Source organism: Klebsiella sp. M041 (assembly GCF_059759695.1).
Window position 1 is genome coordinate 180,834 of record NZ_JCAXWU010000001.1, and the last position, 25,486, is coordinate 206,319.

Sequence of the window (25,486 nt, forward strand, 5' to 3'; positions counted from 1 at the left end):
GGCTATGATCAAATCAACAACTTGGGTGATATAGACATCGTTCAACGTGCTGTTACAATCGCTCACATCTGTACGGGCGGAAACGTTGTCTTTCCGTCATGGATGGCAACTCGCGATAGCCATAAAAACCAGGGAGACATCTATGAATTATCGCCTGTCGGCGCTTGCGCTTGGCGCCACATTGCTGGTGGGATGTGCCAGTTCCAGCTCTGGCGATCGGCCGCAGGGGCGCTCAGACCCGTTAGAAGGGTTTAACCGCACGATGTTTGACTTCAACTTTAACGTGGTTGATCCTTACGTGCTTCGTCCCGTCGCGGTGGCATGGCGTGACTATGTTCCGCAGCCGGCGCGCAATGGCTTAAGCAACTTCACCAGCAACCTGGAAGAGCCGGCGGTGATGGTGAACTCCTTCCTGCAGGGCGACCCGTATAAAGGGATGGTCCACTTTACCCGCTTCTTCCTGAACACCATCCTCGGGATGGGTGGTCTGATCGATGTCGCCGGGATGGCTAATCCGCAGCTGCAGCGCGTTGAACCGCATCGTTTCGGCAGCACGCTCGGCCACTATGGCGTCGGCTATGGCCCGTATGTGCAACTGCCATTCTACGGCAGCTTTACCCTGCGTGACGAAGGTGGCGATATGGCCGATGGCCTCTATCCGGTGCTCTCCTGGCTGACCTGGCCGATGTCGATCGGCAAATGGGCGGTAGAAGGGATTGAGACACGCGCTCAGCTGCTGGATTCCGACGGCCTGCTGCGTCAGTCTTCCGATCCTTACATTCTGGTGCGTGAGGCTTACTTCCAGCGTCATGACTTTATCGCCAACGGCGGTAAGCTGACCCCGGCGGACAATCCGAACGCCCAGGCCATTCAGGATGAACTGAAAGATATCGATTCACAGTAATCTGCGAATAAAAAAAGGGTGAACATGATGTTCACCCTTTTTTGTTGCGCGCTGCTTATCAGAAGCGGTAGTTGAAGTTGGCGCCGTACAGCCAGGCGGTCCCTTCGGAGCGGAAGGTATACGGGCCTTCCTTGATTTCCACATGCTGCCCGTGCATATAGGAAATCCCGACGTCAACCGACGCATCCTTGTTGAACGCGTAGGTGGTACCCGCGCTCAGCCACAGGCGATCCTGGTCCGGAATGGAAATGGAGCGATTGTTGGCCGGTACCGGGCTGTCGTCGAAGGCGATACCGGTGCGGAAGGTCCAGTTATCGTCGTAATAATAGGTCGTCCCCAGCGCTACGCGGTAGGCGTCCTTAAAGCCTTCCTCTTTATAGAACAGCGTCTGGCCGTTGCTGCCGGTGGCTTTCAGCTCCTGGAACTGGCTCCAGCTGGTGTAGGTCAGACTATAGTGGACCGCCCACTGCGGCGCCACGCGGTTATAGCCCGACAGTTCCCACATTTCCGGCAGGTTAAGGGTCAGTGAACCGCCGGTGGTCTGGCCGTTAGTACCCGCCGGCAGACCGAAGTTGCCAAGGATCTGGTTATAGGCCGCTGGCAGACTGCTGCGATAGTTACCGTCGAAATCGATCTTGACCTCGGAACGGTAGGTTAAACCGTAGCGGTTGTTCTTATCCAGCTCATAGAGGATACCGGCGTTCCAGCCAAAGCCCCACGCATTGCCGTTAAGATGGGCGATCTGCGTGTCGGCTGGGATCTTCGCCACCTGGCCTGCCAGCGCCGGCGGCAACGCGCCAGAGCCAGCGACAATTTGGCCCAGATCGCCTGCATAGCGCTCGATCTTCGCCTTAGCGTAGACCGCATCGAAACCTAAGCCAAAGCTCCAGTTGCTGTCGAGGCGATAGGCGCCGCTCAGGTTGAAGTTAGCCGTAGTCAGGTCGGTTTTACCGCCCATGCTGCCGGCCGCATAATCATCGTTATACTCTGTTGCCAGGCCGTAGTTGGAGGTGATGGACGCCCCCCAACCGAACTGATCGTTAATCGGCGCGACAAAGTGGAAGTTGGGTACCCACGCCGTCGGGGCGATATTGTCCGCATTCAGGCTTTTGCCGGTGGGGGAAGTCCCGGAGACATTGACGCCCGGGTCGACAAAAACGGCGCCCGCCGACATAGTCGGACGGTCAAACATCATAATTAATGCCGGGTTACGACTGGCATTGCCTGCATCGTCTGCGATAGCCCCTTCACCGGAATAGGCCCGACCCAGCCCTGATGAAGAGAATTCGTTGAGCTGGAAGCCTGCTGACCAGGCCTGGGTGGAAACAAGTGCGACAGCCACTGCAAGGGCAGATTGGGTAAAGCGGGTTTTCTGGCTCATGCCCATAACCTCATTGAGTTATTTTTTTTTAAACTATGTTACATGCCGTAACAGAAGCGCGGAAGTGTAGGGTCTGCGGTACAACAGAGAAATCAGACCAGTGCGCTGAGTATAGGTCTGACCAGATGAGTTGTTGCAAGTTTGTTTATGAAGTTTTTCAATTGTGATAACAGAAACGCGATCCAGCTGGCAAAATTGTCGGGGGGAAGGCGACGGAGAAAAGGTGATTTTTGTTTTAGATCATTTTTAAGTGTGATTTCTGTCACTTAACGCCGTGATAGCGATTCTCGGCTGGAGGCAAACCGGAGGGCGGGCGTAAAATAGGCACATTAATTGTCTGGCACCGCAGGTGCATATCCAGAGGAAATCTACGATGAGTAAATGTAGCGCTGATGAAACCCCGGTTTGCTGCTGTATGGATGTTGGGACCATTGTCGACAACACCGACTGCACCGCCTCATACAGCCGCGTATTCGCCAACCGCGCGGAAGCAGAGCAAATGCTCGCCGCGCTGAGCGAAAAAGCCCGCAGTGTGGAATCTGAACCGTGCAAAATTAATCCCGTCTTCGCCGACGTTGACGGCGGCGTAAAGCTGGATATCGATTTTGTGTTTAGCTGTGAAGCCGAATCCCTCATCTTCCAGCTGGGTCTGCGTTAATCCCTCCGCTTAGCGCCCCGTGAACGGGGCGTTATCTTTTCTGTTCAATGTGTTTTGGCTCGCAATTTTTCGCTTCCCCGATTGGCTTAATGTAAAAAATTAGTTAACAATGCTATCAGGTCAGACCACTTGGTTGTCTTGGTTAACAGGGGAGAGTTATGAGTCAGGCATTACCGCTTATCACCCGTCAGGGCGATCGCATTGCCATTGTCACAGGGTTACGCACGCCGTTTGCGCGTCAGGCGACGGCATTTCATGGCGTTCCTGCCGTTGATTTAGGAAAAATGGTGGTTGGCGAAATGCTGGCGCGCAGCGACATTCCTGTGGAAGCCATTGAACAGCTGGTCTTCGGTCAGGTCGTGCAGATGCCGGAGGCGCCGAATATCGCCCGGGAAATTGTGCTCGGTACCGGAATGAGCGTGCACACCGACGCCTACAGCGTCAGTCGCGCCTGCGCCACCAGCTTCCAGGCCGTGGCGAATGTCGCTGAAAGCCTGATGGCCGGCACCATCCGCGCCGGTATCGCCGGCGGTGCCGATTCCTCCTCTGTGCTGCCTGTCGGCGTCAGCAAAACGCTGGCCCGCGCGCTGGTCGATGCGAACAAAGCCCGCACGCTGAGCCAGAAACTGAAACTGTTTTCCCGCCTGCGGCCGCGCGACCTGCTACCGGTCCCCCCGGCGGTGGCGGAATATTCAACCGGCTTACGGATGGGCGATACCGCCGAACAGATGGCGAAAAGCTGGGGGATCAGCCGGGAACAACAGGATGCGCTGGCGCATCGATCACACCAGCTGGCGGCTAAAGCCTGGGAAGAGGGAAAGTTGTCCGCGGAGGTGATGACCGCCTATGCGCCCCCCTTCCGCGAGCCGCTGGAGCAGGACAACAACATCCGTAAAAATTCAACCCTCGCAGATTACCAAAAGTTACGCCCGGCCTTCGACCGTAAACATGGCACCGTTACCGCCGCCAACAGCACGCCGCTGACGGATGGCGCGGCGGCGGTGATCCTGATGACCGAGTCGCGGGCCAAAGAGCTGGGTCTGACGCCGCTGGGTTATCTGCGCAGCTATGCCTTTACCGCCATCGACGTCTGGCAGGATATGCTGCTGGGGCCCGCATGGTCCACGCCGCTGGCGCTGGAGCGCGCTGGCCTGACGCTGGCGGATCTCACGCTTATCGATATGCATGAAGCTTTCGCCGCGCAGACGCTGGCCAATCTTCAGTGTCTGGCAAGCGACCGCTTTGCCCGCGAGGTGCTGGGGCGTGCGCAAGCCACCGGTGAGGTGGATGAGAGTAAATTTAACGTCCTCGGCGGCTCTATCGCCTACGGTCATCCCTTTGCCGCCACCGGCGCGCGGATGATCACCCAGACGCTGCATGAGCTGCGGCGACGGGGAGGGGGATTTGGTCTGGTGACGGCCTGCGCGGCAGGCGGTCTGGGCGCGGCGATGATTGTGGAGGCTGAATAATGGATACGGTTTCCGCTTTTAAGCTTGAGGTCCGTGCGGACAACATCGCGGTGATTACCATCGATGCCCCGGGTGAAAAAATGAATACCCTGAAGGCCGAGTTCGGCAATCAGGTGCGGGGACTGATACGCCAGATACGCGACGATAAGTCGGTGCGCGGGGTGGTATTTATCTCCGCCAAAGCCGATAACTTTATCGCCGGCGCAGATATCAACATGATTGCCCGCTGCCGCAGCGCGCAGGAGGCGGAAGCGCTGGCCCGCCAGGGGCAGCAGATTATGGCCGAGATCCATGGCTTGTCGATTCCGGTCATTGCCGCCATCCATGGCGCTTGTCTGGGCGGCGGACTGGAGCTGGCGCTGGCCTGCCATGGCCGCATTTGTAGCGATGACGAAAAAACCCGACTCGGGTTGCCGGAGGTACAGCTTGGCCTGCTGCCGGGTTCCGGCGGGACGCAGCGTTTACCGCGGCTGATCGGCGTCAGCACGGCGCTGGATATGATGCTCACCGGCAGGCAGTTACGGCCGCGCCAGGCGCTGAAGGCCGGTCTGGTGGACGAGGTGGTGCCGCAGACAATTTTACTGCAGGCGGCGGTGGAGCTGGCGCTGAAGGGGCGCCCGGCCAGCCGCGAGGTGCCTGTTCGCGAACGCGTGCTGGCGGGCCCCCTGGGTCGCCATCTGTTATTCCAGTACGTCGGCAAGCAAACGCAGCGCAAGACCCAGGGCAACTACCCGGCGGTGAAGCGAATTTTGCAAGTCGTCGAGAATGGTCTGGCCCATGGCTGCAGCAGCGGTTACGCCGAAGAGGCCCGCGCGTTTGGCGAACTGGTGATGACCCCGCAGTCGCAGGCGCTGCGATCGAGCTTCTTTGCCAGTACCGATCTGAAAAAAGACCGTGGCGCCGAGGCGGAACCCGCTCCGCTGAGAAGCGTTGCCGTCCTGGGCGGCGGCCTGATGGGCGGGGGGATCGCCTATGTGACTGCCTGTAAAGGCGGACTGCCGGTGCGAATCAAAGATATTCAACCCGGCGGGATCAACCACGCCTTAAAGTACAGCTGGGATCTGCTGAACAAACAGGTTCGCCAGCGTCGACTGCGCCCCAGCGAGCGCGATCGTCAACTGGCGCTGATCACAGGCACTACCGACTATCAGGGCTTTACCCATCGCGACGTGGTGATTGAGGCGGTATTCGAGGACCTGGCGCTGAAACAGCGGATGGTCAGTGAAGTGGAGCAAAACGGCGGTCCGCAGACTATCTTTGCCTCGAATACCTCGTCGTTACCGATAGGCGATATAGCCGCCCATGCCAGCCACCCTGAGCGGGTGATCGGCCTGCACTTTTTCAGCCCGGTGGAGAAAATGCCGCTGGTTGAGGTGATCCCGCATAAAGGAACCGATCCGCAGACCATCGCCACGGTGGTGCAACTGGCTAAACGTCAGGGGAAAACGCCGATCGTGGTGGCGGACAAAGCGGGCTTCTATGTAAACCGCATCCTCGCGCCGTATATAAATGAAGCGATGCGCCTGCTGGTGGAGGGAGAACCGGTTGAGGTGATTGATAAGGCGCTGGTGAAATTCGGTTTCCCGGTGGGACCGGTTCAACTGCTGGATGAAGTAGGTATTGATACCGGCACCAAAATTATTCCCGTGCTGGAGAAGGCCTTTGGAGAGCGTTTCAGCCTACCTGCAAACATCATTGACGCGATTTTGAAGGACGATCGCAAAGGTAGAAAAAATAATCGTGGTTTCTATCTTTATGAGACAAAAGGGCGTAAAAGCAAAAAACGGCCCGACCCGGCAGTCTATCCGCTGCTGGGCATCGACCGCCCCCAGTCGCGGTTGTCCGCGCAGCAGGTGGCGGAGCGCTGTGTGATGATGATGCTTAACGAGGCGGCGCGCTGCTTTGATGAGCAGATTATCCGTAGCGCGCGCGATGGTGATATCGGCGCCGTATTTGGTATAGGGTTTCCGCCATTTCTTGGCGGCCCGTTCCGGTATATGGATACTATCGGCGCGGGTGAAGTTGCCGCGATCCTGCAGCGCCTGGCCGCCCAGTACGGCCCACGTTTTACACCCTGTGACACTTTATTACGCATGGCCGAACAGGGGACCACCTTTTGGCCAGCGGATGAACGGATGACCTAAGTTATGGTCAAAGAAGGTAAATCCGGCTGCGGATGACGCTGTTGATTGGCTGTTTTGTAAACAATCATTGACTATACTTACGCCATTGAGGTAAAAAACAGCGTTTCATTCGTTGAATGGATCAGGCACAATGCCCGGCCACCGGGTCACCTGCGTATTGTCTTCGCAGGCCAAACTACGGTGCTTCTGGTTAACAAAAGCGGTGCAATATGCAAGTTTTTATTATGCGTCACGGCGACGCTGCCCTCGATGCAGCCAGCGACTCGGTTCGTCCATTAACCGTATGCGGTTGTGATGAGTCTCGTCAGATGGCAACCTGGCTGAAAGGTCAAAAAGTGGATATTGAGCGCGTTCTTGTCAGTCCCTATCTGCGTGCGGAACAGACGCTGGATATTGTTGGGGAGTGCATGAACCTGCCGAAACATGTCGACGTGATGCCGGAACTCACGCCGTGCGGCGATGTGGGAATGGTGAGCGCCTATCTGCAGGCGCTGGCAAATGAAGGCATGGCGACGGCGCTGGTCGTCTCCCACCTGCCGCTGGTGGGGTACCTGGTCTCAGAGCTGTGCCCGGGGGAAACGCCCCCGATGTTCACCACCTCGGCTATCGCCTGCGTTAATCTGGACGCCGACGGCAAGGGTGAATACCTCTGGCAGAAAAGCCCCTGCAATCTCAAGATGGCCAACGCCATCTGACGACCCCGGAGCTCGCCGTCAAGGCAGCTCCGGCGGTTGCCACTCCTCGACCTCAATCAGAATCAGCAGTGCGGCGTCACCGCCGTACTCTTTTGGCGCCTGATGAAAAGCCATGATGTGCGGATGCTGCGCCAGCCACAGCGGGGTTTGCTGTTTGAGAATGTGCTTCCCGTGCCCGTGCATCACGCAGGCGCAAAACACATGCTCGCGGCGGCAGGCGGCAATCAGCGCGCCCAGTTCCTGTTTGGCCTGCTGCTGGGTGAGCCCATGCAGATCGAGAAACAGTTCCGGCGAATAATCCCCACGGCGCAGCTTTTTCAGCTCAAAATGGCTGACGTCGGCGCGGACATATTTTGTCGAGCCTTCGGTATTCAGTAACGGCTGAAACTCATCGGAAAAATAGTGGCTGTTGTCGGCCTGTTCCTGCAGCAGACGCTTAGGGGCAACCTCGGTGATTTTCTTGCGCTGCGGGCGGTGAACGATGGTGTCCTGTTTGATCTTCCGCGTGCCGGTCATCAGCTGACGGAACAGCGCCTGATCCTCCTCGCTAAGCGATGTCTTCTTTTTCATTGTCCGCTCTCATTAATACTTTGCGCTAGTTTACCCGACTCAATATCCCTTCGGGAAAGGAAAACCTGTTTTTTCCCCCGCCACCCCACGCAAGAATGCTGATTTATCGCCGTCTTCATGGCACACTAGCCGCCGAATTTATAGCAGAGTGTGCCCTGGAGGATGTCGTGGATAAAATTTTTGTTGATGAGGCAGTCAATGAGCTGCATACCATTCAGGACATGCTGCGCTGGGCGGTAAGCCGTTTCAGCGCTGCTAATATCTGGTACGGTCACGGGACTGACAACCCATGGGACGAGGCGGTACAGCTGGTGCTGCCTTCGCTGTATCTGCCGCTGGATATTCCGGAAGATATGCGCACTGCGCGCCTGACCTCCAGCGAGAAACACCGCATTGTAGAGCGGGTGATTCGCCGCGTGAACGAGCGTATTCCCGTCGCCTATCTGACCAACAAAGCGTGGTTCTGCGGCCATGAGTTTTACGTCGATGAGCGAGTGCTGGTGCCGCGCTCCCCGATCGGCGAACTGATCAATAACCAGTTTGCCGGGCTGATTACCCATAAGCCGCAGCATATCCTTGATATGTGCACCGGCAGCGGCTGCATCGCCATTGCCTGCGCCTATGCCTTCCCGGAAGCCGAAGTCGACGCCGTGGATATCTCCCCGGACGCGCTGGCCGTCGCCGAGCACAATGTGGAATCCCATGGCCTGATCCATCACGTGACGCCGATCCGTTCTGACCTGTTCCGCGACCTGCCGAAGCTACAGTACGATCTGATCGTCACTAATCCGCCGTATGTCGATGAAGAGGACATGGCCGATCTGCCGGAAGAGTATGAGCATGAGCCGGTTCTGGGTCTGGCCTCCGGAAGCGATGGCCTGAAGCTGACGCGCCGCATCCTCGGCAATGCGCCGGATTATCTCAGCGACGACGGGATTCTGATTTGTGAAGTCGGTAACAGCATGGTACATCTGATGGAGCAGTATCCGGACGTGCCGTTTACCTGGCTTGAGTTTGATAACGGCGGCGACGGCGTCTTTATGCTGACCAAACAGCAGCTGATTGACGCTCGCGCGCACTTCGGTATTTATAAAGACTAAAAAAAACAACACGCCAACATAACGACAAAGAATGGAGCCGTGATGGCAGGAAATACAATTGGACAACTCTTTCGCGTCACCACCTTCGGCGAGTCGCACGGCCTGGCGCTGGGCTGCATCGTTGACGGCGTGCCGCCGGGCATTCCGCTGACCGAAGCCGATCTGCAGCACGACCTCGATCGTCGTCGCCCGGGTACCTCGCGTTACACCACGCAGCGTCGCGAGCCGGATCAGGTCAAAATCCTCTCCGGCGTCTTCGAAGGTGTCACCACCGGGACCAGTATCGGGCTGCTGATTGAGAACACCGATCAGCGCTCGCAGGATTACGGCGCGATCAAAGATCTGTTCCGTCCTGGCCATGCGGATTACACGTACGAGCAAAAATATGGTCTGCGCGACTATCGCGGCGGCGGTCGCTCCTCCGCCCGCGAAACCGCGATGCGCGTGGCGGCCGGGGCGATTGCCAAAAAATTCCTCGCCGCGAAGTTCGGCATCGTCATTCGCGGCTGCCTGACGCAGATGGGCGACATTCCGCTGGCTATTAAAGACTGGGATCAGGTTGAACAGAATCCTTTCTTCTGCCCGGACCCGGAGAAAATCGACGCTCTCGATGAACTGATGCGCGGTCTGAAAAAAGAGGGCGACTCCATTGGCGCCAAAGTGACCGTCGTCGCCGACGGCGTACCGCCGGGCCTTGGCGAGCCGGTCTTTGACCGCCTTGATGCCGATATCGCCCACGCGCTGATGAGCATCAACGCCGTGAAAGGCGTGGAGATTGGCGACGGTTTCGACGTGGTGAAGCTGCGCGGCAGCGAAAACCGCGATGAGATCACCAAAGCCGGATTCCAGAGCAACCACGCCGGCGGCATTCTTGGCGGCATCAGCAGCGGTCAGCAGATCGTTGCCAACATCGCGCTGAAGCCGACCTCCAGTATTACCGTTCCCGGTCATACCATTAACCGCTTTGGCGAAGAGGTGGAGATGATCACCAAAGGGCGTCACGATCCGTGCGTCGGCATACGCGCCGTACCGATCGCTGAGGCGATGCTGGCGATTGTCTTAATGGATCACTTTATGCGTCAGCGCGCGCAGAATGGCGACGTGACGACGACAATTCCACGCTGGTAACCATGAAAAACACCGTTATCGCCCTGCTGGCGCTGCTGGCCAGCGCCGGCAGCCTGGCCGCCACGCCATGGCAGAAGATATCTCAGCCAATCGGCGGCAGCGCGCAGTCGATTGGCGCGTTCTCCAATGGCTGTATCGTTGGCGCTGAGGCGCTGCCGCTGAACGCCGCCGGCTATCAGGTAATGCGTACCGATCAGCGTCGCTACTTCGGTCATCCGGATCTGGTTCAGTTTATTCAGCGCCTGAGCAATCAGGTGCACAATAAAGGCATGGGGACCGTGCTGATTGGCGACATGGGGATGCCGGCAGGCGGCCGCTTTAACGGCGGCCACGCCAGCCATCAGACGGGCCTCGATGTCGATATCTTCCTCCAGCTGCCGCAGACGCGCTGGACTTCGTCCCAGTTGCTGAAGCCGCAGGCCCTGGATCTGGTCGCCAGCGATGGCAAACGCGTGGTGCCGTCGCTGTGGAGTCCGCAAATCAGCCAGCTGATCAAGCTGGCGGCGGAAGATAGCGAAGTGACCCGCATCTTCGTCAACCCGGCGATTAAACAGCAGCTGTGTCTGGATGCGGGAAACGACCGCCAGTGGCTGCGCAAAGTTCGTCCCTGGTTCCAGCATCGCGCCCATATGCACGTCCGTCTGCGCTGCCCGGCGGGCAGCCTGGAGTGCGAAGATCAGGCGCCGCCGCCGGCCGGCGATGGCTGCGGTGCGGAGCTGCAGAGCTGGTTCGAGCCACCTAAACCCGGGTCTACCCCACCTGTTAAGAAGACGCCGCCGCCGTTGCCGCCTTCCTGCCAGGCGCTACTGGATGAGCATGTGCTGTAATGGATAGTTTTATCGAGTTGTTTTCCGTATCGCCGCTGGTGCTGGTGGTGCTTTTCTTTGTCGCCATCCTGGCCGGTTTTATTGACTCACTGGCCGGGGGCGGGGGCTTACTGACCGTGCCGGCGCTAATGGCCGCCGGTATGCCGCCGGCCCAGGCGCTGGCGACCAATAAGCTGCAGGCCTGCGGCGGATCGCTGTCGGCGACCCTCTATTTTGTCCGCCGCAAGGTGGTCAATCTCGCCGATCAGAAGCTGAATATTCTGATGACCTTCATCGGTTCAACCGCCGGCGCGCTGCTGGTCCAGCACGTGCAGTCCGATATTCTTAAGCAGATCCTGCCGTTGCTGGTGATCGGCATCGGTCTCTATTTTCTGCTGATGCCGAAACTGGGCGAAGCGGACCGACAGCGTCGGCTCTACGGCCTGCCGTTTGCGCTGGTCGCCGGCGGCAGCGTCGGGTTTTACGATGGCTTTTTCGGCCCCGGCGCCGGTTCGTTTTATGCGCTGGCGTTTGTCACCCTGGCCGGGTTTAACCTGGCGAAGTCGACGGCCCACGCCAAACTGCTCAACGCCACCTCGAACGTCGGCGGCCTGCTGCTGTTTATTATCGGCGGAAAGGTTATCTGGGCCACCGGCTTTGTGATGATGGCCGGCCAGTTTATTGGCGCCCGCGCCGGCTCCCGGCTGGTGCTGAGCAAAGGGCAATCGCTGATCCGACCGATGATCGTTATCGTTTCGGCGGTGATGAGCGCGAAACTTCTCTACGACAGCCACGGGGCTGAGATTTTGCAGTGGTTGGGAATTCATTAATGCAACAGCAACACCATTATCAACAGCTTATTGACCTCTTCGACAGCTGCTTTGCCGCAGATTTTAATACTCGCCTGGTGAAAGGCGACGATGAGCCGATCTACCTCCCGGCGGACGATGACACGCCATATCACCGTATCGTCTTCGCGCACGGTTTTTTTGCCAGCGCTCTGCATGAGATCTCCCACTGGTGCATCGCCGGCAAAGCCCGCCGCGAGCTGGTGGATTTTGGCTACTGGTACTGTCCGGACGGCCGCGATGCGATGACCCAAAGCCAGTTTGAGGACGTGGAGGTGAAACCGCAGGCCCTGGAGTGGCTGTTCTGCGTGGCGGCGGGATTTCCGTTTAACGTCAGCTGCGACAATCTGGAAGGTGACGTTGAACCCGATCGCATCGCCTTTCAGCGCCGGGTACATGCCCGGGTGATGACTCTGCTTGAACAAGGGATCCCCGAACGTCCGGCGCGTCTTATTCGCGCATTACAACACTATTATCAAACGCCGCCATTGACGGCAGAACACTTTCCGTGGCCGGAAGACCTGCACTAAGGCCACACATTACATGACAAGAGGTAAGATGATGATCGCGGAGTTTGAATCACGCATTCTGGCGCTGATTGACAACATGGTAGACCACGCCAGTGATGATGAACTGTTTGCCGGCGGTTATCTGCGCGGCCACCTGACGCTGGCGGTGGCTGAGCTGGAAGGTGAGGGCGAACATTCAGCGGAAGCGGTACACAGCAAAGTCAGCCATAGCCTGGAGAAAGCCATCGGCGCTGGCGAACTGTCGCCGCCGGACCAAATTCTGGTGCAGGGCATGTGGGAAAACCTGTATCAGCAGGCGAAAAATCAGGCCTGATCCATAATGTAGGTCGGATAAGCGTAGCGCCATCCGTCACGCTAACGGCGCAACCAGGACTTACCCTGTTTGCGCTGTGCTTCGCCGGGCTACCGCGTTGGTCGCCCGGATGAGGCCGGGAATGTCGCGCTTCCCAGGGATTTTTCTCCCCTTGCGCTGTTACTTCACCGCTTTTCCCTTCAGCAGTTTTCTCACCCATAGCCGATTCGGATTCAGCGCCGCCAGGGTGCCGCTATCCAGCGGCAGCGGTTCTGCGCTCATCTGCGCCGCCAGCAGCTCAGCGCTTAACGGCGCGGTGCAAATGCCTCGCGATCCGAGGGCGCCAAGCATAAACAGGTTATGAAAGACCGGCGCGCTACCGGCGTTATCCTGCCGTTCGTGGAGGCTGGCGTATTGCGTCAATGTCGCCGCATAGTCCGGCACGTTGCCGACCATCGGCAGATGATCGCGGGTGGCGCAGCGCACGCCGCAGCGGGCGTCACTGGCGCTGATATCCACGTCCTGCGGCCACTCCGCGCCCGGGAAGCAGTCGATCAGCCGTTGCCGGTTGTGCTGCTGATCTTCTTCGCTGAAGGTGGTGTCGGTTTTGCCGCGATGGTAGCTGGCGCCAATGCAGTGCTGCTGATTTTGCGGATTCTGCGGCGTCAGGTAGCCGTCGTAGCACAGCACCTGGCGCAGGGCGGAAAGCCGCGGGGTAGTGGGTATATGGCTGACCTGGCCGCCAACGGGGTAGACCGGCAACGGCGCGGTTTGCGCAAAATCCGATATGCGGTGGCCGTTGGCCAGCACGACCGCCTGATGATAGCGCTGCCGGTTGAGCAGCCAGCCATCGCCCTCCGCGCTCAACGTCTCGACCTGATAACCATAATGCACGTGCAGTCCGCGAGTCGCCGCCAGCGCCAGTAGCTCGGCGGTGAGCTGCTGCGGGCACAGCCAACCGCCGGCCGGATAGGTTATGCCGCCGCAGCCGGTCTCGACGCCGGTCAGCTCCGCGGCCTGCTCCGCCGTCACCGCGCAGGCGATATCAGGGGGCAGCTCCAGGGCCAGCATCTGATTGATTTTGTGTGCGCTTTTTTCATCCCAGCCAAGCTGGGTGACCCCGCACCATTGATGATCGAACAGAACCGGCAGCGCGTCGTAGGTGCGGCGGGCGAAGGTAAAGGCGGCCGGGAAAAAGCGCGCCAGCGCCGGATCGTGCTGGCTTAACAGCGGATAGAGCGCACCCTGGCGATTACCGGAGGCGCCCTGCGCCGGGGCGTCGTCCGCACAGTAAAGGGTCACCTGCCAGCCGCGACGTAGCAGCGCGAGGGAGAGCAGGGCGCTGGCGATACCGCCGCCGACGATGGCCGCCTCGCGGGCCTCGCTCCCGGGGCGGGCGAACCAGGGCGCGCGCGCCGGAAAGGTCAGCGTTTGCGCCATCTCGCCGGTCAGCATCTCACGTTTGCGGCCGAAGCCTTTGGTTTTACGCAGGGTGAACCCGGCTTCCTGCAGGCCGCGGCGGACAAAACCGGCGGAGGTAAAAGTGGCCAGCGTCCCGCCGGGACGCGCCAGGCGCGCCATGGCATTGAACAGATCCTGGGTCCACATGTCGGGATTTTTCGCCGGGGCAAAGCCGTCGAGAAACCAGGCGTCCACCTGCTGATTCAGCGAATCATCCAGCTCTCTGGTCAGCTCGTTGATATCGCCAAACCACAGATCGAGCGTGACCCGTCCGCCGTCGAGCAGCAGACGATGGCATCCGGCGAAGGCCGAAGGCCATTGCGCCTGCAGCTGTTCCGCCCATGGCGCCAACTCTGGCCAGCGCTGGTGCGCCAGGCGGAGATCTTCCGCCTTCAGCGGATATTTCTCAAAACTGATGAAATGTAACCTTTGCAGGGTAACGTCCGGGTTATCGCGAACAAAAACGTCAAACGCCTGCCAGAGGGTGAGGAAATTGAGCCCGGTGCCGAAGCCGCTCTCCGCGACGATCAACAGCGGGCGAGGGTGGCTGGAGAAGCGCTCCGGCAGGCGATTTCCGCCGAGAAAGACGTAGCGTGTCTCTTCCAGACCGTTGTCATTGGAAAAGTAAACATCGTCAAAATCTCGGGAAACAGGTGTACCCTCAGCATTGAATTCCAGGTTGGCGGGTTGTATAGCGTTTTGTTTCACGTAAGTTACTCGAATCACAAGGCGTAGCGCGATCTTAGCGATGTGTGCCTGAGGGCGCAAATTTATACACAAAATGTCTGATCGGACTTGTTCGGCGTACAAGTGTACGCTATCGTGCGACACGAAACTTAAAATAGTGCGACTTACAGAGGTATTTAATGAAACGTGCAGTGATTACTGGCTTGGGCATCGTTTCCAGCATCGGTAATAACCAGCAGGAAGTCCTGGCATCTCTGCGTGAAGGACGTTCAGGGATCACTTTCTCTCAGGAGCTGAAAGATTCAGGGATGCGCAGCCACGTATGGGGCAACGTCAAACTGGATACCACTGGCCTCATTGACCGCAAAGTAGTGCGCTTCATGAGCGACGCCTCCATCTATGCTTACCTGTCCATGGAACAGGCCGTTGCCGACGCAGGTCTGGCGCCGGAAGCATACCAGAATAACCCGCGTGTCGGCCTGATCGCAGGCTCCGGCGGCGGCTCCCCGAAATTCCAGGTCTTCGGCGCCGATGCCATGCGCAGCCCGCGTGGTCTGAAAGCCGTGGGTCCGTATGTGGTCACCAAAGCGATGGCTTCCGGCGTTTCCGCCTGCCTCGCCACGCCGTTTAAAATCCACGGCGTTAACTACTCCATCAGCTCCGCCTGCGCCACTTCCGCACACTGCATCGGTAACGCGGTAGAGCAGATCCAGCTGGGCAAACAGGATATCGTCTTTGCCGGCGGCGGCGAAGAGCTGTGCTGGGAAATGGCCTGCGAGTTCGACGCCATGGGCGCGCTGTCCACCAAATACAACGACACGCCGGAAAAAGCCTCCCGCACCTATGACGCCAACCGTGACGGCTTCGTTATCGCCGGCGGCGGCGGTATGGTCGTGGTGGAAGAGCTGGAACACGCCCTGGCGCGCGGCGCGCACATCTATGCGGAAATCGTCGGCTACGGCGCAACCTCCGATGGCGCAGACATGGTAGCCCCATCCGGTGAAGGCGCAGTGCGCTGCATGCAGATGGCGATGCACGGCGTTGATACCCCGATCGACTACCTGAACTCCCACGGTACTTCCACGCCGGTCGGCGACGTGAAAGAGCTGGGCGCGATCCGCGAAGTGTTCGGCGACAACAGCCCGGCTATCTCGGCGACCAAAGCAATGACCGGTCACTCGCTGGGCGCTGCTGGCGTGCAGGAAGCTATCTACTCCCTGCTGATGCTGGAGCACGGCTTTATCGCGCCGAGCATCAACGTCGAAGAGCTGGACGAGCAGGCTGCCGGCCTGAACATCGTCACCAAACCGACTGACGCTAAGCTGACCACCGTGATGTCCAACAGCTTCGGCTTTGGCGGCACCAACGCCACGCTGGTGATGCGTAAATACAACGCCTAATCGGCACGCGATGCACTGAGGGGAGCCACCGGCTCCCCTTTTTTGTCATCTTGACAGGGTAAGAGCCCGCAGGCAAACTGCTGGCGGATCCATTAGTCTCTCCACTAATGCGTAAGCGTTTAACGTCAACCAACGCGCCTTAACCCTGATAGTCAGGTGGAGGGGGCGTGTCGCTTTGCTCGCCTTACTCTGCGAATCTGGAGTAATGCATGTCCGCAGTCACTGAAACAACATCTCATTCTTCCGCGAATTTTTCGCTTTTTCGCATTACGCTCGCCGTCTTTTTGACCTATATGACCGTCGGTTTGCCGCTGCCGGTGATCCCGCTGTTTGTCCATCAGGAGCTGGGATTGGGTAACACCATGGTCGGCGTAGCGGTGGGGATCCAGTTCCTCGCCACCGTTCTTACCCGCGGCTACGCCGGGCGCCTGGCAGACCAGTACGGCGCCAAACGCTCCGTCCTGCAAGGGATGCTGGCCTGCGCCCTGGCCGGCGCGGCCTGGCTGGCCGCTGCGCTGCTGCCGCTGCCGGTGTTCGCGAAGCTGGGCCTGTTGCTGCTGGGCCGTCTGATCCTCGGGTTTGGCGAAAGCCAGCTGCTGACCGGCAACCTGAGCTGGGGGATGGGGCTGGTGGGGCCGGCCCGCTCAGGCAAAGTGATGTCATGGAACGGCATGGCGATGTACGGCTCGCTGGCGGTGGGCGCCCCGCTGGGATTGTTAATTTACAGCCACTTTGGCGTGGCGGTCCTGGCCTGCGTCACCATGGGACTACCGCTTGTCGCCTTGCTCATCAACGGCACGGTGCGCAAAGTGGCGGCGCACGGCGGCGAGCGGCCTTCACTTTGGAGCGTCATCGGCATGATCTGGCGGCCGGGTATTGGCCTGGGCCTGCAGGGCGTCGGCTTTGCGGCGATCGGCACCTTCGTTTCTCTCTATTTTGCCAGTCAGAACTGGCCGATGGCCGGATTTACCCTGACGGCGTTTGGCGGCGCCTTTGTGCTGATGCGGGTGCTGTTTGGCTGGATGCCGGATCGATTTGGCGGCGTTAAAGTGGCGATGGTCTCGCTGCTGATAGAGGCGGTCGGTCTGACGCTGCTGGGGCTGGCGCCCGGCGTCTGGGTGGCGCTGGCCGGCGCGGCGCTGACCGGATGCGGCTGTTCGCTTATTTTCCCGTCGCTTGGCGTGGAGGTGGTGAAGCGCGTCCCGGCGCAGGTGCGCGGCACTGCGCTCGGCGGCTATGCGGCCTTTCAGGATATCTCTTATGGCCTGACCGGGCCGCTGACCGGTCTGCTGGCCACTTCGCTGGGCTACTCGTCGGTTTTCCTTGCCGGCGCCCTCTGCGCGGCGCTGGGGATCCTCGTCACCCTCATCTCATTTCGCCACTAGGTTGTTGTCAGACCAGAAACCGCCGTAGTAAACACTGCGGCGTTTGGCATCAAAGGGTGCCGTGAACGCCGCCTGTGCCTGCTGGGCTACAGCAGGAGCCACAGCACCAGGAGCAGGACAACCGCGCCCAGCGCCAGCTGCCAAGGCTTAGCGGCCCATGTCTGCCGGGTCGCGGGCTCCTCCTGCGGGATCGCCAGCGTCTCCTGGGCGCGGGCCACCCGCAGCACAAACACCTTATTCAGCAGCGCCAGGATCTGCGCCGGGCTCAGCGTGGTCTGCGGCGTGACCTGCCAGTTGCGACGGGCAAAGTCGACAATCTTCTGCCACTCCGCGGCCTCCAGCGGCTGCTTGAGCGCCCCCTGCAGCGAGGTAAGCGTGGGCGCGCTTTGCGCGCTGAGCGTCTGCCGCGCCTGCAGCCAGTACGAAAGCGGCGTGAAGTGCGTCGCCGGGATCAGCTCCCCGGACTTGACGCCGCAAAGTTCCAGCATGGACTGCCAAATCAGTTTGCTTGGTTCGCCGGTGGCGGCCGCCAGCTTAGTCACCAGCTGATTGAGCGTGTTGTGCTCGGCCGGCAGCAGTGGACGAAGGGTCGGCGGGCGCTGCTGCGGCTGCGGGATCGACAGCTGACCGCGCTGCAGCAGATGCAGAATGTTCTCCAGTTGCGACTGGCTGAGGGCATGCAGCGCCGTTTGCCCATAATGCTGACGAATATAATCGCTCACCGCCTGGCGGTTATTGCCCTGGCCGAGCAGATCGCTGAGCTGCGCCAGGGTCTGGCGATGATGATGATTGTCCTGCGCGGCGGCCAGGCGCTGGTTGAGACTGGCCTCGGCGGCGCTGAAATGGCGGGCCAGCAGGGGCGTGTCGCCTTTCAGTCCGAGGTCATGTTTGACGCAGGCCCACACTTCCGCATTCTGCTGCGAGGTCAGCGCCACCAGGCGCGTGATCAGTCGCTCCAGGACGGTGCGTTGCTGCATGGAAAGCGAAGGTTCGCCGGTGGCGGCAGTGCCTGATGGGCCTCGCCCTGGAGGACGGTCTGGCATATCTGCAAGGGGGTGCGTCATGATTCATCCTTTCGATATCGCGGTGCTGGAACCAGGTGATGAGTATGCCTGGCGGCCAGATTATGGCACACTTCCCCGGTTAACTCTCGTTCTCAGACAGGTACTGAACTGTGAAAATCCTCGTTGATGAAAATATGCCCTATGCCCGTGAGCTTTTTAGCCGTTTAGGCGACGTGCAGGCGATCCAGGGCCGCCCGGTCCCGGCCGATGCCCTGACCGATGCGGATGCCTTAATGGTGCGCTCGGTCACCCGGGTCAATGAAGCATTGCTTGCCGGCAAGGCCATCAGGTTCGTCGGCACCGCGACCGCAGGCACCGATCATGTCGATCAGGCGTGGCTGCAGCAGGCGGGGATTGGTTTCTCCGCGGCGCCAGGCTGCAACGCCATTGCGGTGGTGGAGTATGTCTTTTCATCGCTGCTGATGCTGGCCGAACGTGACGGCTTCGCACTGCGCGATCGCACCGTCGGGATTGTCGGCGTCGGTAACGTCGGCGGGCGGCTGCAAAAGCGTCTGGAGGCGCTGGGCATCAAAACTCTGCTCTGCGATCCGCCGCGCGCTGACCGCGGCGACGAAGGCGACTTCCGCTCCCTTGACGATCTGGTCCAGCAGGCCGATGTCCTCACCTTCCATACCCCGCTGTATAAAGAAGGACAATATAAAACGTTGCATCTGGCGGATGAGGCGCTGATTAGCCGCCTGAAGCCCGGAACGATTTTGATCAACGCTTGCCGCGGGCCGGTGGTGGATAACGCCGCGTTGCTGAAACGCCTGGAAGCCGGTCAGTCCCTGAGCGTGGTGCTGGACGTTTGGGAGCCGGAGCCGGATCTCAACATAGCGCTTCTCAAGCGGGTGGATATCGGCACGGCGCATATCGCCGGCTACACCCTTGAAGGGAAGGCGCGCGGGACGACGCAGGTATTCGAAGCCTATAGCGCCTTTATCGGTCATCCGCAGCAGGTGGCGCTGGATACCCTGCTGCCGGCCCCGGAGTTTGGCCGCATCACCCTGCATGGCCCGCTCGATCAGCCGACGCTGAAAAGACTGGTTCATTTGGTGTATGATGTGCGCCGCGATGATGCGCCGCTGCGGAAGGTGGCGGGCGTCGCCGGTGAATTCGACAAGCTGCGTAAAAATTATCAGGAACGTCGCGAATGGTCTTCGCTGTACGTGCAGTGCAGCGATGAGCAGGCGGCGACGCTGTTGCGCCAGCTCGGTTTTAACGCCGTGCATCATCCTGTTCGTTAATGTCTTCTTAATGCCCCTGCCGGATACTCCGGCAGGGCCGCTTTATTTCTGGAGTAAACCACCATGTCTGAAGGCTGGAATATTGCCGTACTGGGCGCAACGGGCGCCGTAGGCGAAGCCCTGCTCGAAACTCTCGCTGAACGCCAGTTCCCGGTGGGGGAGATTTTTGCTCTGGCGCGCAATGAAAGCGCGGGCGAACATCTGCGTTTTGGTGGCAAGTCGGTGATCGTCAAGGACGCCGCCGAGTTTGACTGGACCCAGGCCCAGCTGGCTTTCTTTGCCGCAGGCGTCGAAGCCAGCGCAGCGTATGTCGAAGATGCGACAAACGCCGGATGTCTGGTTATCGATCTCAGCGGCCTGTTTGCGCTGGAGCCGGACGTACCGCTGGTGGTGCCGGACGTGAACCCGTTCGTGTTAGGCGATTACCGCAACCGCAATCTGATTGCGGTGCCCAATAGTCTGACCAGCCAGCTGCTGACGGCGCTGAAGCCGCTTATCGATCAGGGTGGACTGTCGCGCATTAGCGTCACTAACCTGCTCTCCGCCTCAGGGCAGGGGAAAAAAGCGGTGGATGCGCTGGCAGGGCAGAGCGCCAAGCTGCTGAACGGCATCCCCATCGATGAAGACGATTTCTTTGGCCGCCAGCTGGCCTTCAACATGCTGCCGCTGCTGCCGGATCGTGAAGGTAGCGTGCGCGAAGAGCGCCGTATCGTCGATGAAGCGCGCAAAATTCTTCAGGATGACGGGCTGATGATCTCCGCCAGCGTCGTCCAGTCGCCGGTCTTCTACGGCCATGCGCAGATGGTGAACTTTGAAGCGATGCGTCCGCTGGCGGCGGAAGAGGCGCGTGACGCCTTTACCCGCGGCGAGGAGATCGAACTTTCTGAAGAGGGCGAATTCCCCACTCAGGTTGGCGACGCCTCCGGCAACGCCCGTCTCTCCATCGGCTGCGTGCATAATGATTACGGTATGCCGGAGCAAGTCCAGTTCTGGTCGGTGGCGGATAACGTCCGCTTCGGCGGCGCGCTGATGGCGGTGAAGATCGCCGAGAAGCTGATTGAGGAGTACCTGTACTGATGTCTGAGATGGAGCAACAGCCGGTCTGTAAAATCGCGCTGGGCATCGAGTACGACGGTAGCAAATATTACGGCTGGCAGCGGCAAAACGAAGTACGCAGCGTGCAGGAGAAGCTGGAAAAGGCGCTCTCGCAGGTGGCGAACGAACCCATTACCGTCTTTTGCGCCGGCCGCACCGACGCCGGTGTCCATGGCACCGGCCAGGTGGTGCATTTCGAAACCCGGGCGCAGCGTAAAGATGCCGCCTGGACGCTGGGGGTAAATGCGAATTTACCTGGTGACATCGCGGTGCGTTGGGTCAAACATGTCCCGGCGGATTTTCACGCCCGGTTCAGCGCCACGGCGCGCCGCTATCGTTACGTCATCTATAATCATCGCCTGCGTCCGGCGGTATTAAGTCAGGGCGTCACGCATTTTCACCAGCCGCTCGACGCCGCGCGCATGCAGCGTGCCGCACAGTGTCTGCTGGGGGAGAATGACTTTACCTCGTTTCGCGCGGTGCAGTGCCAGTCGCGTACCCCGTGGCGCAACGTGATGCACATTAACGTTACCCGCTACGGCGCTTATGTGGTGGTGGATATCAAAGCGAATGCCTTTGTACATCATATGGTCAGGAATATTGTGGGCAGCCTGATGGAAATCGGGGCCGGAAACCAGCCGGAGAGCTGGATGGCAGAACTGCTGGCAGCAAAAGACAGGACGCTCGCTGCGGCAACGGCAAAAGCGGAAGGGTTGTATCTGGTGTCGGTGGATTACCCGGCCCATTATGATTTACCGGTGCTGCCAATGGGCCCGCTGTTTCTGGCGGACTAATAGGGTCATTAAGGGTAAAGACAAACATGGACTTGATTCACTTTTTAATTGATTTCATCCTGCATATTGATGTGCACCTGGCCGAACTGGTCGCCCAGTATGGCGTCTGGGTTTATGCCATTCTGTTTTTGATTCTGTTCTGCGAAACCGGGCTGGTGGTAACGCCGTTCCTGCCGGGGGATTCCCTGCTGTTCGTCGCGGGCGCGCTCTCGGCCCTGCCCACCAACGATCTGAATGTCCACCTGATGGTATTGCTGATGGTCATCGCGGCTATCGTCGGCGATGCGGTCAACTACACCATTGGCCGGCTGTTCGGCGAAAAGCTGTTCAGCAACCCGAACTCGAAGGTTTTCCGTCGCAGCTATCTGGATAAAACCCATAGCTTCTACGAACGTCACGGCGGAAAAACCATTATCCTGGCGCGCTTTGTGCCGATAGTCCGAACCTTCGCGCCGTTTGTGGCGGGAATGGGGCATATGTCCTATCGTCATTTTGCGGCCTATAACGTCGTCGGGGCGCTGCTGTGGGTGCTGCTGTTCACCTACGCCGGCTATCTGTTTGGCGATCTGCCGGTGGTGCAGGAGAACCTGAAGCTGCTGATCGTGGCGATCATCGTGCTTTCCGTCCTGCCGGGCGTGATTGAGATTATTCGCCATAAGCGGGCGGCGGCGAAGCAGGCGAAGTAGTTTAGCCTGCGTTGCGCGTGACGGTGCACGAGCGTCACGCGCAGCGGTTTGACCACTTTTTTATCCCATGTTCCGGGATGATATGATTTAATGTGCAACATTCATGGTCTGTAAGAGGCAAAAATGGCATTATGCGCCCCTTACGACAAAACTGGCATCGACCAGGTTCAGGCAGAAAGGTTATCAATGAGCTGGATTGAACGAATTAAAAGCAACATCACTCCCACCCGCAAGGCGAGCATTCCTGAGGGTGTATGGACCAAGTGCGACAGCTGCGGTCAGGTACTCTACCGCGCCGAGCTGGAGCGCAACCTGGAGGTTTGTCCTAAGTGCGATCACCATATGCGCATGTCGGCGCGTAATCGCCTGCATAGCCTGTTGGATGAAGGTTCTCTGGTGGAACTGGGTAGCGAACTTGAGCCAAAAGATGTGCTGAAGTTCCGCGATTCAAAAAAATACAAAGACCGCCTGGCGTCCGCTCAAAAAGAGACGGGCGAAAAAGACGCGCTGGTGGTGATGAAAGGTACGCTCTACGCGATGCCGGTGGTGGCCGCGGCCTTTGAATTCTCCTTTATGGGGGGATCGATGGGTTCCGTCGTTGGCGCACGCTTTGTGCGCGCGGTGGAGCAGGCGCTGGAAGATAACTGCCCGCTGATCTGCTTCTCCGCCTCCGGTGGCGCCCGTATGCAGGAAGCGCTGATGTCGCTGATGCAGATGGCGAAAACCTCCGCGGCGCTGGCAAAAATGCAGGAGCGCGGATTACCGTACATCTCTGTGCTGACCGACCCGACCATGGGCGGCGTATCGGCGAGCTTTGCGATGCTGGGCGACCTGAACATTGCCGAGCCGAAAGCGCTGATCGGCTTTGCCGGTCCTCGCGTCATTGAGCAGACCGTACGTGAGAAGCTGCCGCCGGGATTCCAGCGCAGTGAGTTCCTGATTGAAAAAGGGGCGATCGATATGATCGTTCGCCGTCCGGAAATGCGTCTCAAGCTGGCCAGCATTCTGGCGAAGCTGATGAACCTGCCGGCGCCGGTTGCCGCTTCGGAAACGCCTCATGAAGGCGTGGTGGTGCCGCCGGCACCGGATCAGGAACCCGAGGCCTGATAAAGCAGAGGGCAGGGCCTGGCGGCGCTGCCCTTTTTTATTCAAACGCGTTAACCGTCAATTCTTGCGGGCATCATGGAAAAAGATCCTATTCCTCAGGCCACGTCGCCCCTGGCTACGTGGCTTTCTTATCTGGAACATCTGCACAGTAAAACCATCGACCTGGGGCTGGCGCGCGTCAGCGAGGTCGCGCGGCAGATGGATATCGTCAAACCGGCGCCGTTCGTCTTTACGGTCGCGGGCACCAATGGCAAAGGCACCACCTGCCGCACGCTGGAAACGGTCCTGATGGCGGCCGGCTATAAAGTGGGGGTCTACAGCTCTCCGCATCTGGTGCGCTACACCGAACGCGTGCGCATTCAGGGAGCGGAACTGCCGGAGGCAGCGCATACGGCCTCGTTTGCGGAGATTGAAGCTGCGCGGGGCGACATCTCGCTGACCTATTTTGAGTACGGCACGCTCTCTGCGCTATGGTTGTTTAAGCAGGCGCAGCTGGACGTGGTGATCCTGGAGGTGGGCCTCGGCGGCCGTCTCGACGCCACCAATATCGTGGATGCCGACGTCGCCGTGGTCACCAGCATCGCCCTCGATCATACCGACTGGCTGGGACCGGATCGCGACAGTATCGGCCGGGAGAAAGCCGGTATCTTCCGTGCCGGTAAACCGGCGGTGGTAGGGGAGCCGGATATGCCGCATACCATTGCTGAAGTGGCGCGCGAGAAGGGCGCGCTGCTCCAGCACCGCGGCGTCGACTGGCGCTATGAGGTGGAAGGCGAGACATGGTCCTTCCGCGACGCGGGCGGAGCGTTAAGCCGCCTGCCGCTGCCTCAGGTGCCGTTGCCGAATGCCGCCACGGCCGTGGCGGCGCTGCGCGCCAGCGGCCTTGCCGTCGATGACGCTATCCTGCGCGCGGGGATCCGCGACGCGATGCTGCCGGGACGCTTTCAGATAATCTGCGACGCCCCGCGGGTGATCCTCGATGTGGCGCATAACCCGCACGCGGCGGCTTATCTCGCCGGGCGTCTCAAAACGTTAGCGAAAACGGGACGCGTGCTGGCGGTTATTGGTATGCTGCATGATAAGGACATCGCCGGTACCCTGGCCAATCTGACGCCGGAAGTTGACGTCTGGTACTGCGCGCCGCTGGAGGGTCCGCGTGGGGCGACGGCGGAGCAGCTGGTGGAACATTTGCGTGGCGGCACAGTCTATAGCAGCGTGGCGCAGGCATGGCGCGCGGCCATGGCTGACGCTAAAGCGGAAGATACAGTGCTGGTGTGTGGTTCATTTCATACGGTAGCGCAGGTAATGGAAGAGATTGACGCGGGGAGAATCGGTGGCGAGTAAGTTTCAGAACCGTTTAGTCGGGACAATCGTGCTGGTGGCGCTGGGGGTGATTATCCTGCCAGGGCTGCTGGACGGGCAGAAAAAGCATTATCAGGATGAGTTTGCCGCGATCCCGCTGGTGCCGAAACCCGGCGATCGCGATGAACCGGATATGCTGCCGGCGGCGACTCAGGCGCTGCCTTCGCAGCCGCCGGAAGGGGCGGCGGAGGAGGTGCGGGCTGGCGATGCCGCTGCGCCATCGTTAGATCCGTCGCGTATCCCGGTGAACAGCAACAGCTTCGATGACGTTCAGGAGCCGGTGGTTGCCGCGAAACCGCAGCCTAAACCCCAGCCGAAGCCGCAACAGCAGGCTGCGACGCCTACCCCTCCGCCGGCTAAGCCTCAGCAGCAACCACCGCAGCAGCAGGCGGCCCTGCCGGCGCCGACCGGCAAGGCCTATGTGGTCCAGCTGGGCGCGTTGAAGAACGCCGATAAGGTGAACGAGATCGTCGGTAAGCTACGGGCATCGGGCTTCAAAGTCTATACATCGCCTTCGACGCCGGTACAGGGTAAAATTACCCGTATCCTCGTCGGCCCGGATGCGTCAAAAGACAAGCTCAAGGGCCAGCTGGGCGATCTGCAACAGATCTCCGGGCTCAGCGGGGTGGTGATGGGCTTCACCCCGAACTGATGGTTTTTTTCCGCCATGCGG

The 25,486-nt window shown here is 59.6% G+C and carries 24 protein-coding genes; 20 read left to right on the forward strand and 4 right to left on the reverse strand.

Translation table 11 applies throughout. The features are described from left to right. Positions 1-142: 142 nt before the first annotated feature. A complete protein-coding gene (gene mlaA, locus AC6CWS_RS00890) occupies positions 143-904 on the forward strand; it encodes a phospholipid-binding lipoprotein MlaA (protein ID WP_032453618.1) in 762 nt (253 codons plus the stop codon). Between the two features lie 58 nt (positions 905-962). Here mlaA and fadL read toward each other — a convergent pair whose 3' ends face one another. Beyond that, positions 963-2,291 carry a long-chain fatty acid transporter FadL gene (gene fadL / locus AC6CWS_RS00895; RefSeq protein WP_085551268.1) on the reverse strand — a complete coding sequence of 443 codons (1,329 nt, stop codon included), beginning with the start codon at positions 2,289-2,291 and terminating at the stop codon, positions 963-965. Between the two features lie 367 nt (positions 2,292-2,658). On the opposite strand from fadL, the gene AC6CWS_RS00900 reads away from it, so the two are divergent. From AC6CWS_RS00900 to sixA, 4 genes are all read left to right on the forward strand, one after another. Then, a complete protein-coding gene (locus AC6CWS_RS00900) occupies positions 2,659-2,943 on the forward strand; it encodes a YfcZ/YiiS family protein (RefSeq protein WP_023290542.1) in 285 nt (94 codons plus the stop codon). A gap of 158 nt (positions 2,944-3,101) precedes the next feature. Continuing rightward, the gene (gene fadI, locus AC6CWS_RS00905) at positions 3,102-4,412 is read left to right on the forward strand and encodes an acetyl-CoA C-acyltransferase FadI (protein WP_044524283.1); all 1,311 of its coding nucleotides are present in this window, start codon (positions 3,102-3,104) and stop codon (positions 4,410-4,412) included. Then, positions 4,412-6,556, forward strand: a complete 2,145-nt coding sequence (gene fadJ / locus AC6CWS_RS00910) for a fatty acid oxidation complex subunit alpha FadJ (protein WP_498256375.1) — start codon at positions 4,412-4,414, stop codon at positions 6,554-6,556. The genes fadI and fadJ overlap by 1 nt, the downstream gene beginning before the upstream one ends. Before the next feature lie 209 nt (positions 6,557-6,765). Then, positions 6,766-7,251 carry a phosphohistidine phosphatase SixA gene (gene sixA / locus AC6CWS_RS00915; protein WP_498256376.1) on the forward strand — a complete coding sequence of 162 codons (486 nt, stop codon included), beginning with the start codon at positions 6,766-6,768 and terminating at the stop codon, positions 7,249-7,251. A gap of 18 nt (positions 7,252-7,269) precedes the next feature. Here sixA and smrB read toward each other — a convergent pair whose 3' ends face one another. After that, positions 7,270-7,821, reverse strand: coding sequence for an endonuclease SmrB (smrB, locus tag AC6CWS_RS00920; protein WP_004201792.1), 552 nt, complete (start codon positions 7,819-7,821; stop codon positions 7,270-7,272). Positions 7,822-7,988: 167 nt separating this feature from the next. Between smrB and prmB the strand changes: the two genes are divergently transcribed. From prmB to AC6CWS_RS00950, 6 genes are read left to right on the forward strand one after another with little or no spacing between them, the layout of a single operon-like run. After that, the gene (gene prmB, locus AC6CWS_RS00925) at positions 7,989-8,921 is read left to right on the forward strand and encodes a 50S ribosomal protein L3 N(5)-glutamine methyltransferase (protein WP_023290538.1); all 933 of its coding nucleotides are present in this window, start codon (positions 7,989-7,991) and stop codon (positions 8,919-8,921) included. A 42-nt stretch (positions 8,922-8,963) separates the two neighbouring features. Beyond that, positions 8,964-10,049: a chorismate synthase gene (gene aroC, locus AC6CWS_RS00930; RefSeq protein WP_044524280.1), complete on the forward strand. Its 1,086-nt coding sequence runs from the start codon at positions 8,964-8,966 to the stop codon at positions 10,047-10,049. A gap of 2 nt (positions 10,050-10,051) precedes the next feature. Next, the gene (gene mepA / locus AC6CWS_RS00935; protein WP_023290536.1) at positions 10,052-10,876 is read left to right on the forward strand and encodes a penicillin-insensitive murein endopeptidase; all 825 of its coding nucleotides are present in this window, start codon (positions 10,052-10,054) and stop codon (positions 10,874-10,876) included. Further along, positions 10,876-11,685 (forward strand): sulfite exporter TauE/SafE family protein, encoded by an 810-nt coding sequence (locus AC6CWS_RS00940; protein WP_004201787.1) that lies wholly within the window; start codon positions 10,876-10,878, stop codon positions 11,683-11,685. Before mepA ends, AC6CWS_RS00940 begins: the two co-directional genes overlap by 1 nt. Further along, complete coding sequence (locus AC6CWS_RS00945) at positions 11,685-12,233, forward strand: elongation factor P hydroxylase (protein ID WP_032453614.1); 549 nt, start codon at positions 11,685-11,687, stop codon at positions 12,231-12,233. Before AC6CWS_RS00940 ends, AC6CWS_RS00945 begins: the two co-directional genes overlap by 1 nt. A gap of 31 nt (positions 12,234-12,264) precedes the next feature. Continuing rightward, the gene (locus tag AC6CWS_RS00950) at positions 12,265-12,546 is read left to right on the forward strand and encodes a YfcL family protein (protein WP_023290534.1); all 282 of its coding nucleotides are present in this window, start codon (positions 12,265-12,267) and stop codon (positions 12,544-12,546) included. Between the two features lie 159 nt (positions 12,547-12,705). Here the strand turns inward: AC6CWS_RS00950 and mnmC are convergent, their stop codons facing one another. Then, the gene (gene mnmC, locus AC6CWS_RS00955) at positions 12,706-14,694 is read right to left on the reverse strand and encodes a bifunctional tRNA (5-methylaminomethyl-2-thiouridine)(34)-methyltransferase MnmC2/FAD-dependent 5-carboxymethylaminomethyl-2-thiouridine(34) oxidoreductase MnmC1 (RefSeq protein ID WP_080901575.1); all 1,989 of its coding nucleotides are present in this window, start codon (positions 14,692-14,694) and stop codon (positions 12,706-12,708) included. Between the two features lie 158 nt (positions 14,695-14,852). On the opposite strand from mnmC, the gene fabB reads away from it, so the two are divergent. Next, entirely contained in the window at positions 14,853-16,073 is a 1,221-nt protein-coding gene (gene fabB, locus AC6CWS_RS00960) for a beta-ketoacyl-ACP synthase I (protein WP_002913291.1), read from the forward strand. A 209-nt stretch (positions 16,074-16,282) separates the two neighbouring features. Beyond that, positions 16,283-17,458 (forward strand): MFS transporter, encoded by a 1,176-nt coding sequence (locus AC6CWS_RS00965; RefSeq protein ID WP_080901553.1) that lies wholly within the window; start codon positions 16,283-16,285, stop codon positions 17,456-17,458. 86 nt (positions 17,459-17,544) lie between these two features. Here AC6CWS_RS00965 and flk read toward each other — a convergent pair whose 3' ends face one another. Then, a complete protein-coding gene (flk, locus tag AC6CWS_RS00970) occupies positions 17,545-18,522 on the reverse strand; it encodes a flagella biosynthesis regulator Flk (protein WP_080901554.1) in 978 nt (325 codons plus the stop codon). 110 nt (positions 18,523-18,632) lie between these two features. Between flk and pdxB the strand changes: the two genes are divergently transcribed. The 7 genes from pdxB to dedD all read left to right on the forward strand — a co-directional run bounded on the left by pdxB (position 18,633) and on the right by dedD (position 25,465). After that, entirely contained in the window at positions 18,633-19,769 is a 1,137-nt protein-coding gene (gene pdxB / locus AC6CWS_RS00975) for a 4-phosphoerythronate dehydrogenase PdxB (protein WP_080901555.1), read from the forward strand. Positions 19,770-19,832: 63 nt separating this feature from the next. Further along, a complete protein-coding gene (locus tag AC6CWS_RS00980) occupies positions 19,833-20,846 on the forward strand; it encodes an aspartate-semialdehyde dehydrogenase (RefSeq protein WP_023290529.1) in 1,014 nt (337 codons plus the stop codon). Next, a complete protein-coding gene (gene truA / locus AC6CWS_RS00985) occupies positions 20,846-21,658 on the forward strand; it encodes a tRNA pseudouridine(38-40) synthase TruA (RefSeq protein WP_032453605.1) in 813 nt (270 codons plus the stop codon). Before AC6CWS_RS00980 ends, truA begins: the two co-directional genes overlap by 1 nt. 26 nt (positions 21,659-21,684) lie before the next feature. Then, on the forward strand, positions 21,685-22,344 hold the full coding sequence (locus tag AC6CWS_RS00990; RefSeq protein WP_080901556.1) for a DedA family protein: 660 nt from the start codon (positions 21,685-21,687) through the stop codon (positions 22,342-22,344). A gap of 186 nt (positions 22,345-22,530) precedes the next feature. Continuing rightward, complete coding sequence (gene accD, locus AC6CWS_RS00995; RefSeq protein WP_004201773.1) at positions 22,531-23,451, forward strand: acetyl-CoA carboxylase, carboxyltransferase subunit beta; 921 nt, start codon at positions 22,531-22,533, stop codon at positions 23,449-23,451. Between the two features lie 75 nt (positions 23,452-23,526). Next, complete coding sequence (folC, locus tag AC6CWS_RS01000; RefSeq protein WP_080901557.1) at positions 23,527-24,795, forward strand: bifunctional tetrahydrofolate synthase/dihydrofolate synthase; 1,269 nt, start codon at positions 23,527-23,529, stop codon at positions 24,793-24,795. Beyond that, the gene (gene dedD, locus AC6CWS_RS01005) at positions 24,785-25,465 is read left to right on the forward strand and encodes a cell division protein DedD (protein WP_080901558.1); all 681 of its coding nucleotides are present in this window, start codon (positions 24,785-24,787) and stop codon (positions 25,463-25,465) included. Before folC ends, dedD begins: the two co-directional genes overlap by 11 nt. Positions 25,466-25,486 lie beyond the last annotated feature (21 nt).

Excerpts from the sequence above, each read along its gene's own strand:
- mlaA (WP_032453618.1), top strand. The coding sequence starts at position 143 with ATGAATTATCGCCTGTCGGCGCTTGCGCTTGGCGCCACATTGCTGGTG.
- fadL (WP_085551268.1), bottom strand. The coding sequence starts at position 2,291 with ATGGGCATGAGCCAGAAAACCCGCTTTACCCAATCTGCCCTTGCAGTG.
- AC6CWS_RS00900 (WP_023290542.1), top strand. The coding sequence starts at position 2,659 with ATGAGTAAATGTAGCGCTGATGAAACCCCGGTTTGCTGCTGTATGGAT.
- fadI (WP_044524283.1), top strand. The coding sequence starts at position 3,102 with ATGAGTCAGGCATTACCGCTTATCACCCGTCAGGGCGATCGCATTGCC.
- fadJ (WP_498256375.1), top strand. The coding sequence starts at position 4,412 with ATGGATACGGTTTCCGCTTTTAAGCTTGAGGTCCGTGCGGACAACATC.
- sixA (WP_498256376.1), top strand. The coding sequence starts at position 6,766 with ATGCAAGTTTTTATTATGCGTCACGGCGACGCTGCCCTCGATGCAGCC.
- smrB (WP_004201792.1), bottom strand. The coding sequence starts at position 7,821 with ATGAAAAAGAAGACATCGCTTAGCGAGGAGGATCAGGCGCTGTTCCGT.
- aroC (WP_044524280.1), top strand. The coding sequence starts at position 8,964 with ATGGCAGGAAATACAATTGGACAACTCTTTCGCGTCACCACCTTCGGC.
- mepA (WP_023290536.1), top strand. The coding sequence starts at position 10,052 with ATGAAAAACACCGTTATCGCCCTGCTGGCGCTGCTGGCCAGCGCCGGC.
- AC6CWS_RS00940 (WP_004201787.1), top strand. The coding sequence starts at position 10,876 with ATGGATAGTTTTATCGAGTTGTTTTCCGTATCGCCGCTGGTGCTGGTG.
- AC6CWS_RS00945 (WP_032453614.1), top strand. The coding sequence starts at position 11,685 with ATGCAACAGCAACACCATTATCAACAGCTTATTGACCTCTTCGACAGC.
- AC6CWS_RS00950 (WP_023290534.1), top strand. The coding sequence starts at position 12,265 with ATGATCGCGGAGTTTGAATCACGCATTCTGGCGCTGATTGACAACATG.
- fabB (WP_002913291.1), top strand. The coding sequence starts at position 14,853 with ATGAAACGTGCAGTGATTACTGGCTTGGGCATCGTTTCCAGCATCGGT.
- AC6CWS_RS00965 (WP_080901553.1), top strand. The coding sequence starts at position 16,283 with ATGTCCGCAGTCACTGAAACAACATCTCATTCTTCCGCGAATTTTTCG.
- flk (WP_080901554.1), bottom strand. The coding sequence starts at position 18,522 with ATGACGCACCCCCTTGCAGATATGCCAGACCGTCCTCCAGGGCGAGGC.
- AC6CWS_RS00980 (WP_023290529.1), top strand. The coding sequence starts at position 19,833 with ATGTCTGAAGGCTGGAATATTGCCGTACTGGGCGCAACGGGCGCCGTA.
- truA (WP_032453605.1), top strand. The coding sequence starts at position 20,846 with ATGTCTGAGATGGAGCAACAGCCGGTCTGTAAAATCGCGCTGGGCATC.
- AC6CWS_RS00990 (WP_080901556.1), top strand. The coding sequence starts at position 21,685 with ATGGACTTGATTCACTTTTTAATTGATTTCATCCTGCATATTGATGTG.
- accD (WP_004201773.1), top strand. The coding sequence starts at position 22,531 with ATGAGCTGGATTGAACGAATTAAAAGCAACATCACTCCCACCCGCAAG.
- folC (WP_080901557.1), top strand. The coding sequence starts at position 23,527 with ATGGAAAAAGATCCTATTCCTCAGGCCACGTCGCCCCTGGCTACGTGG.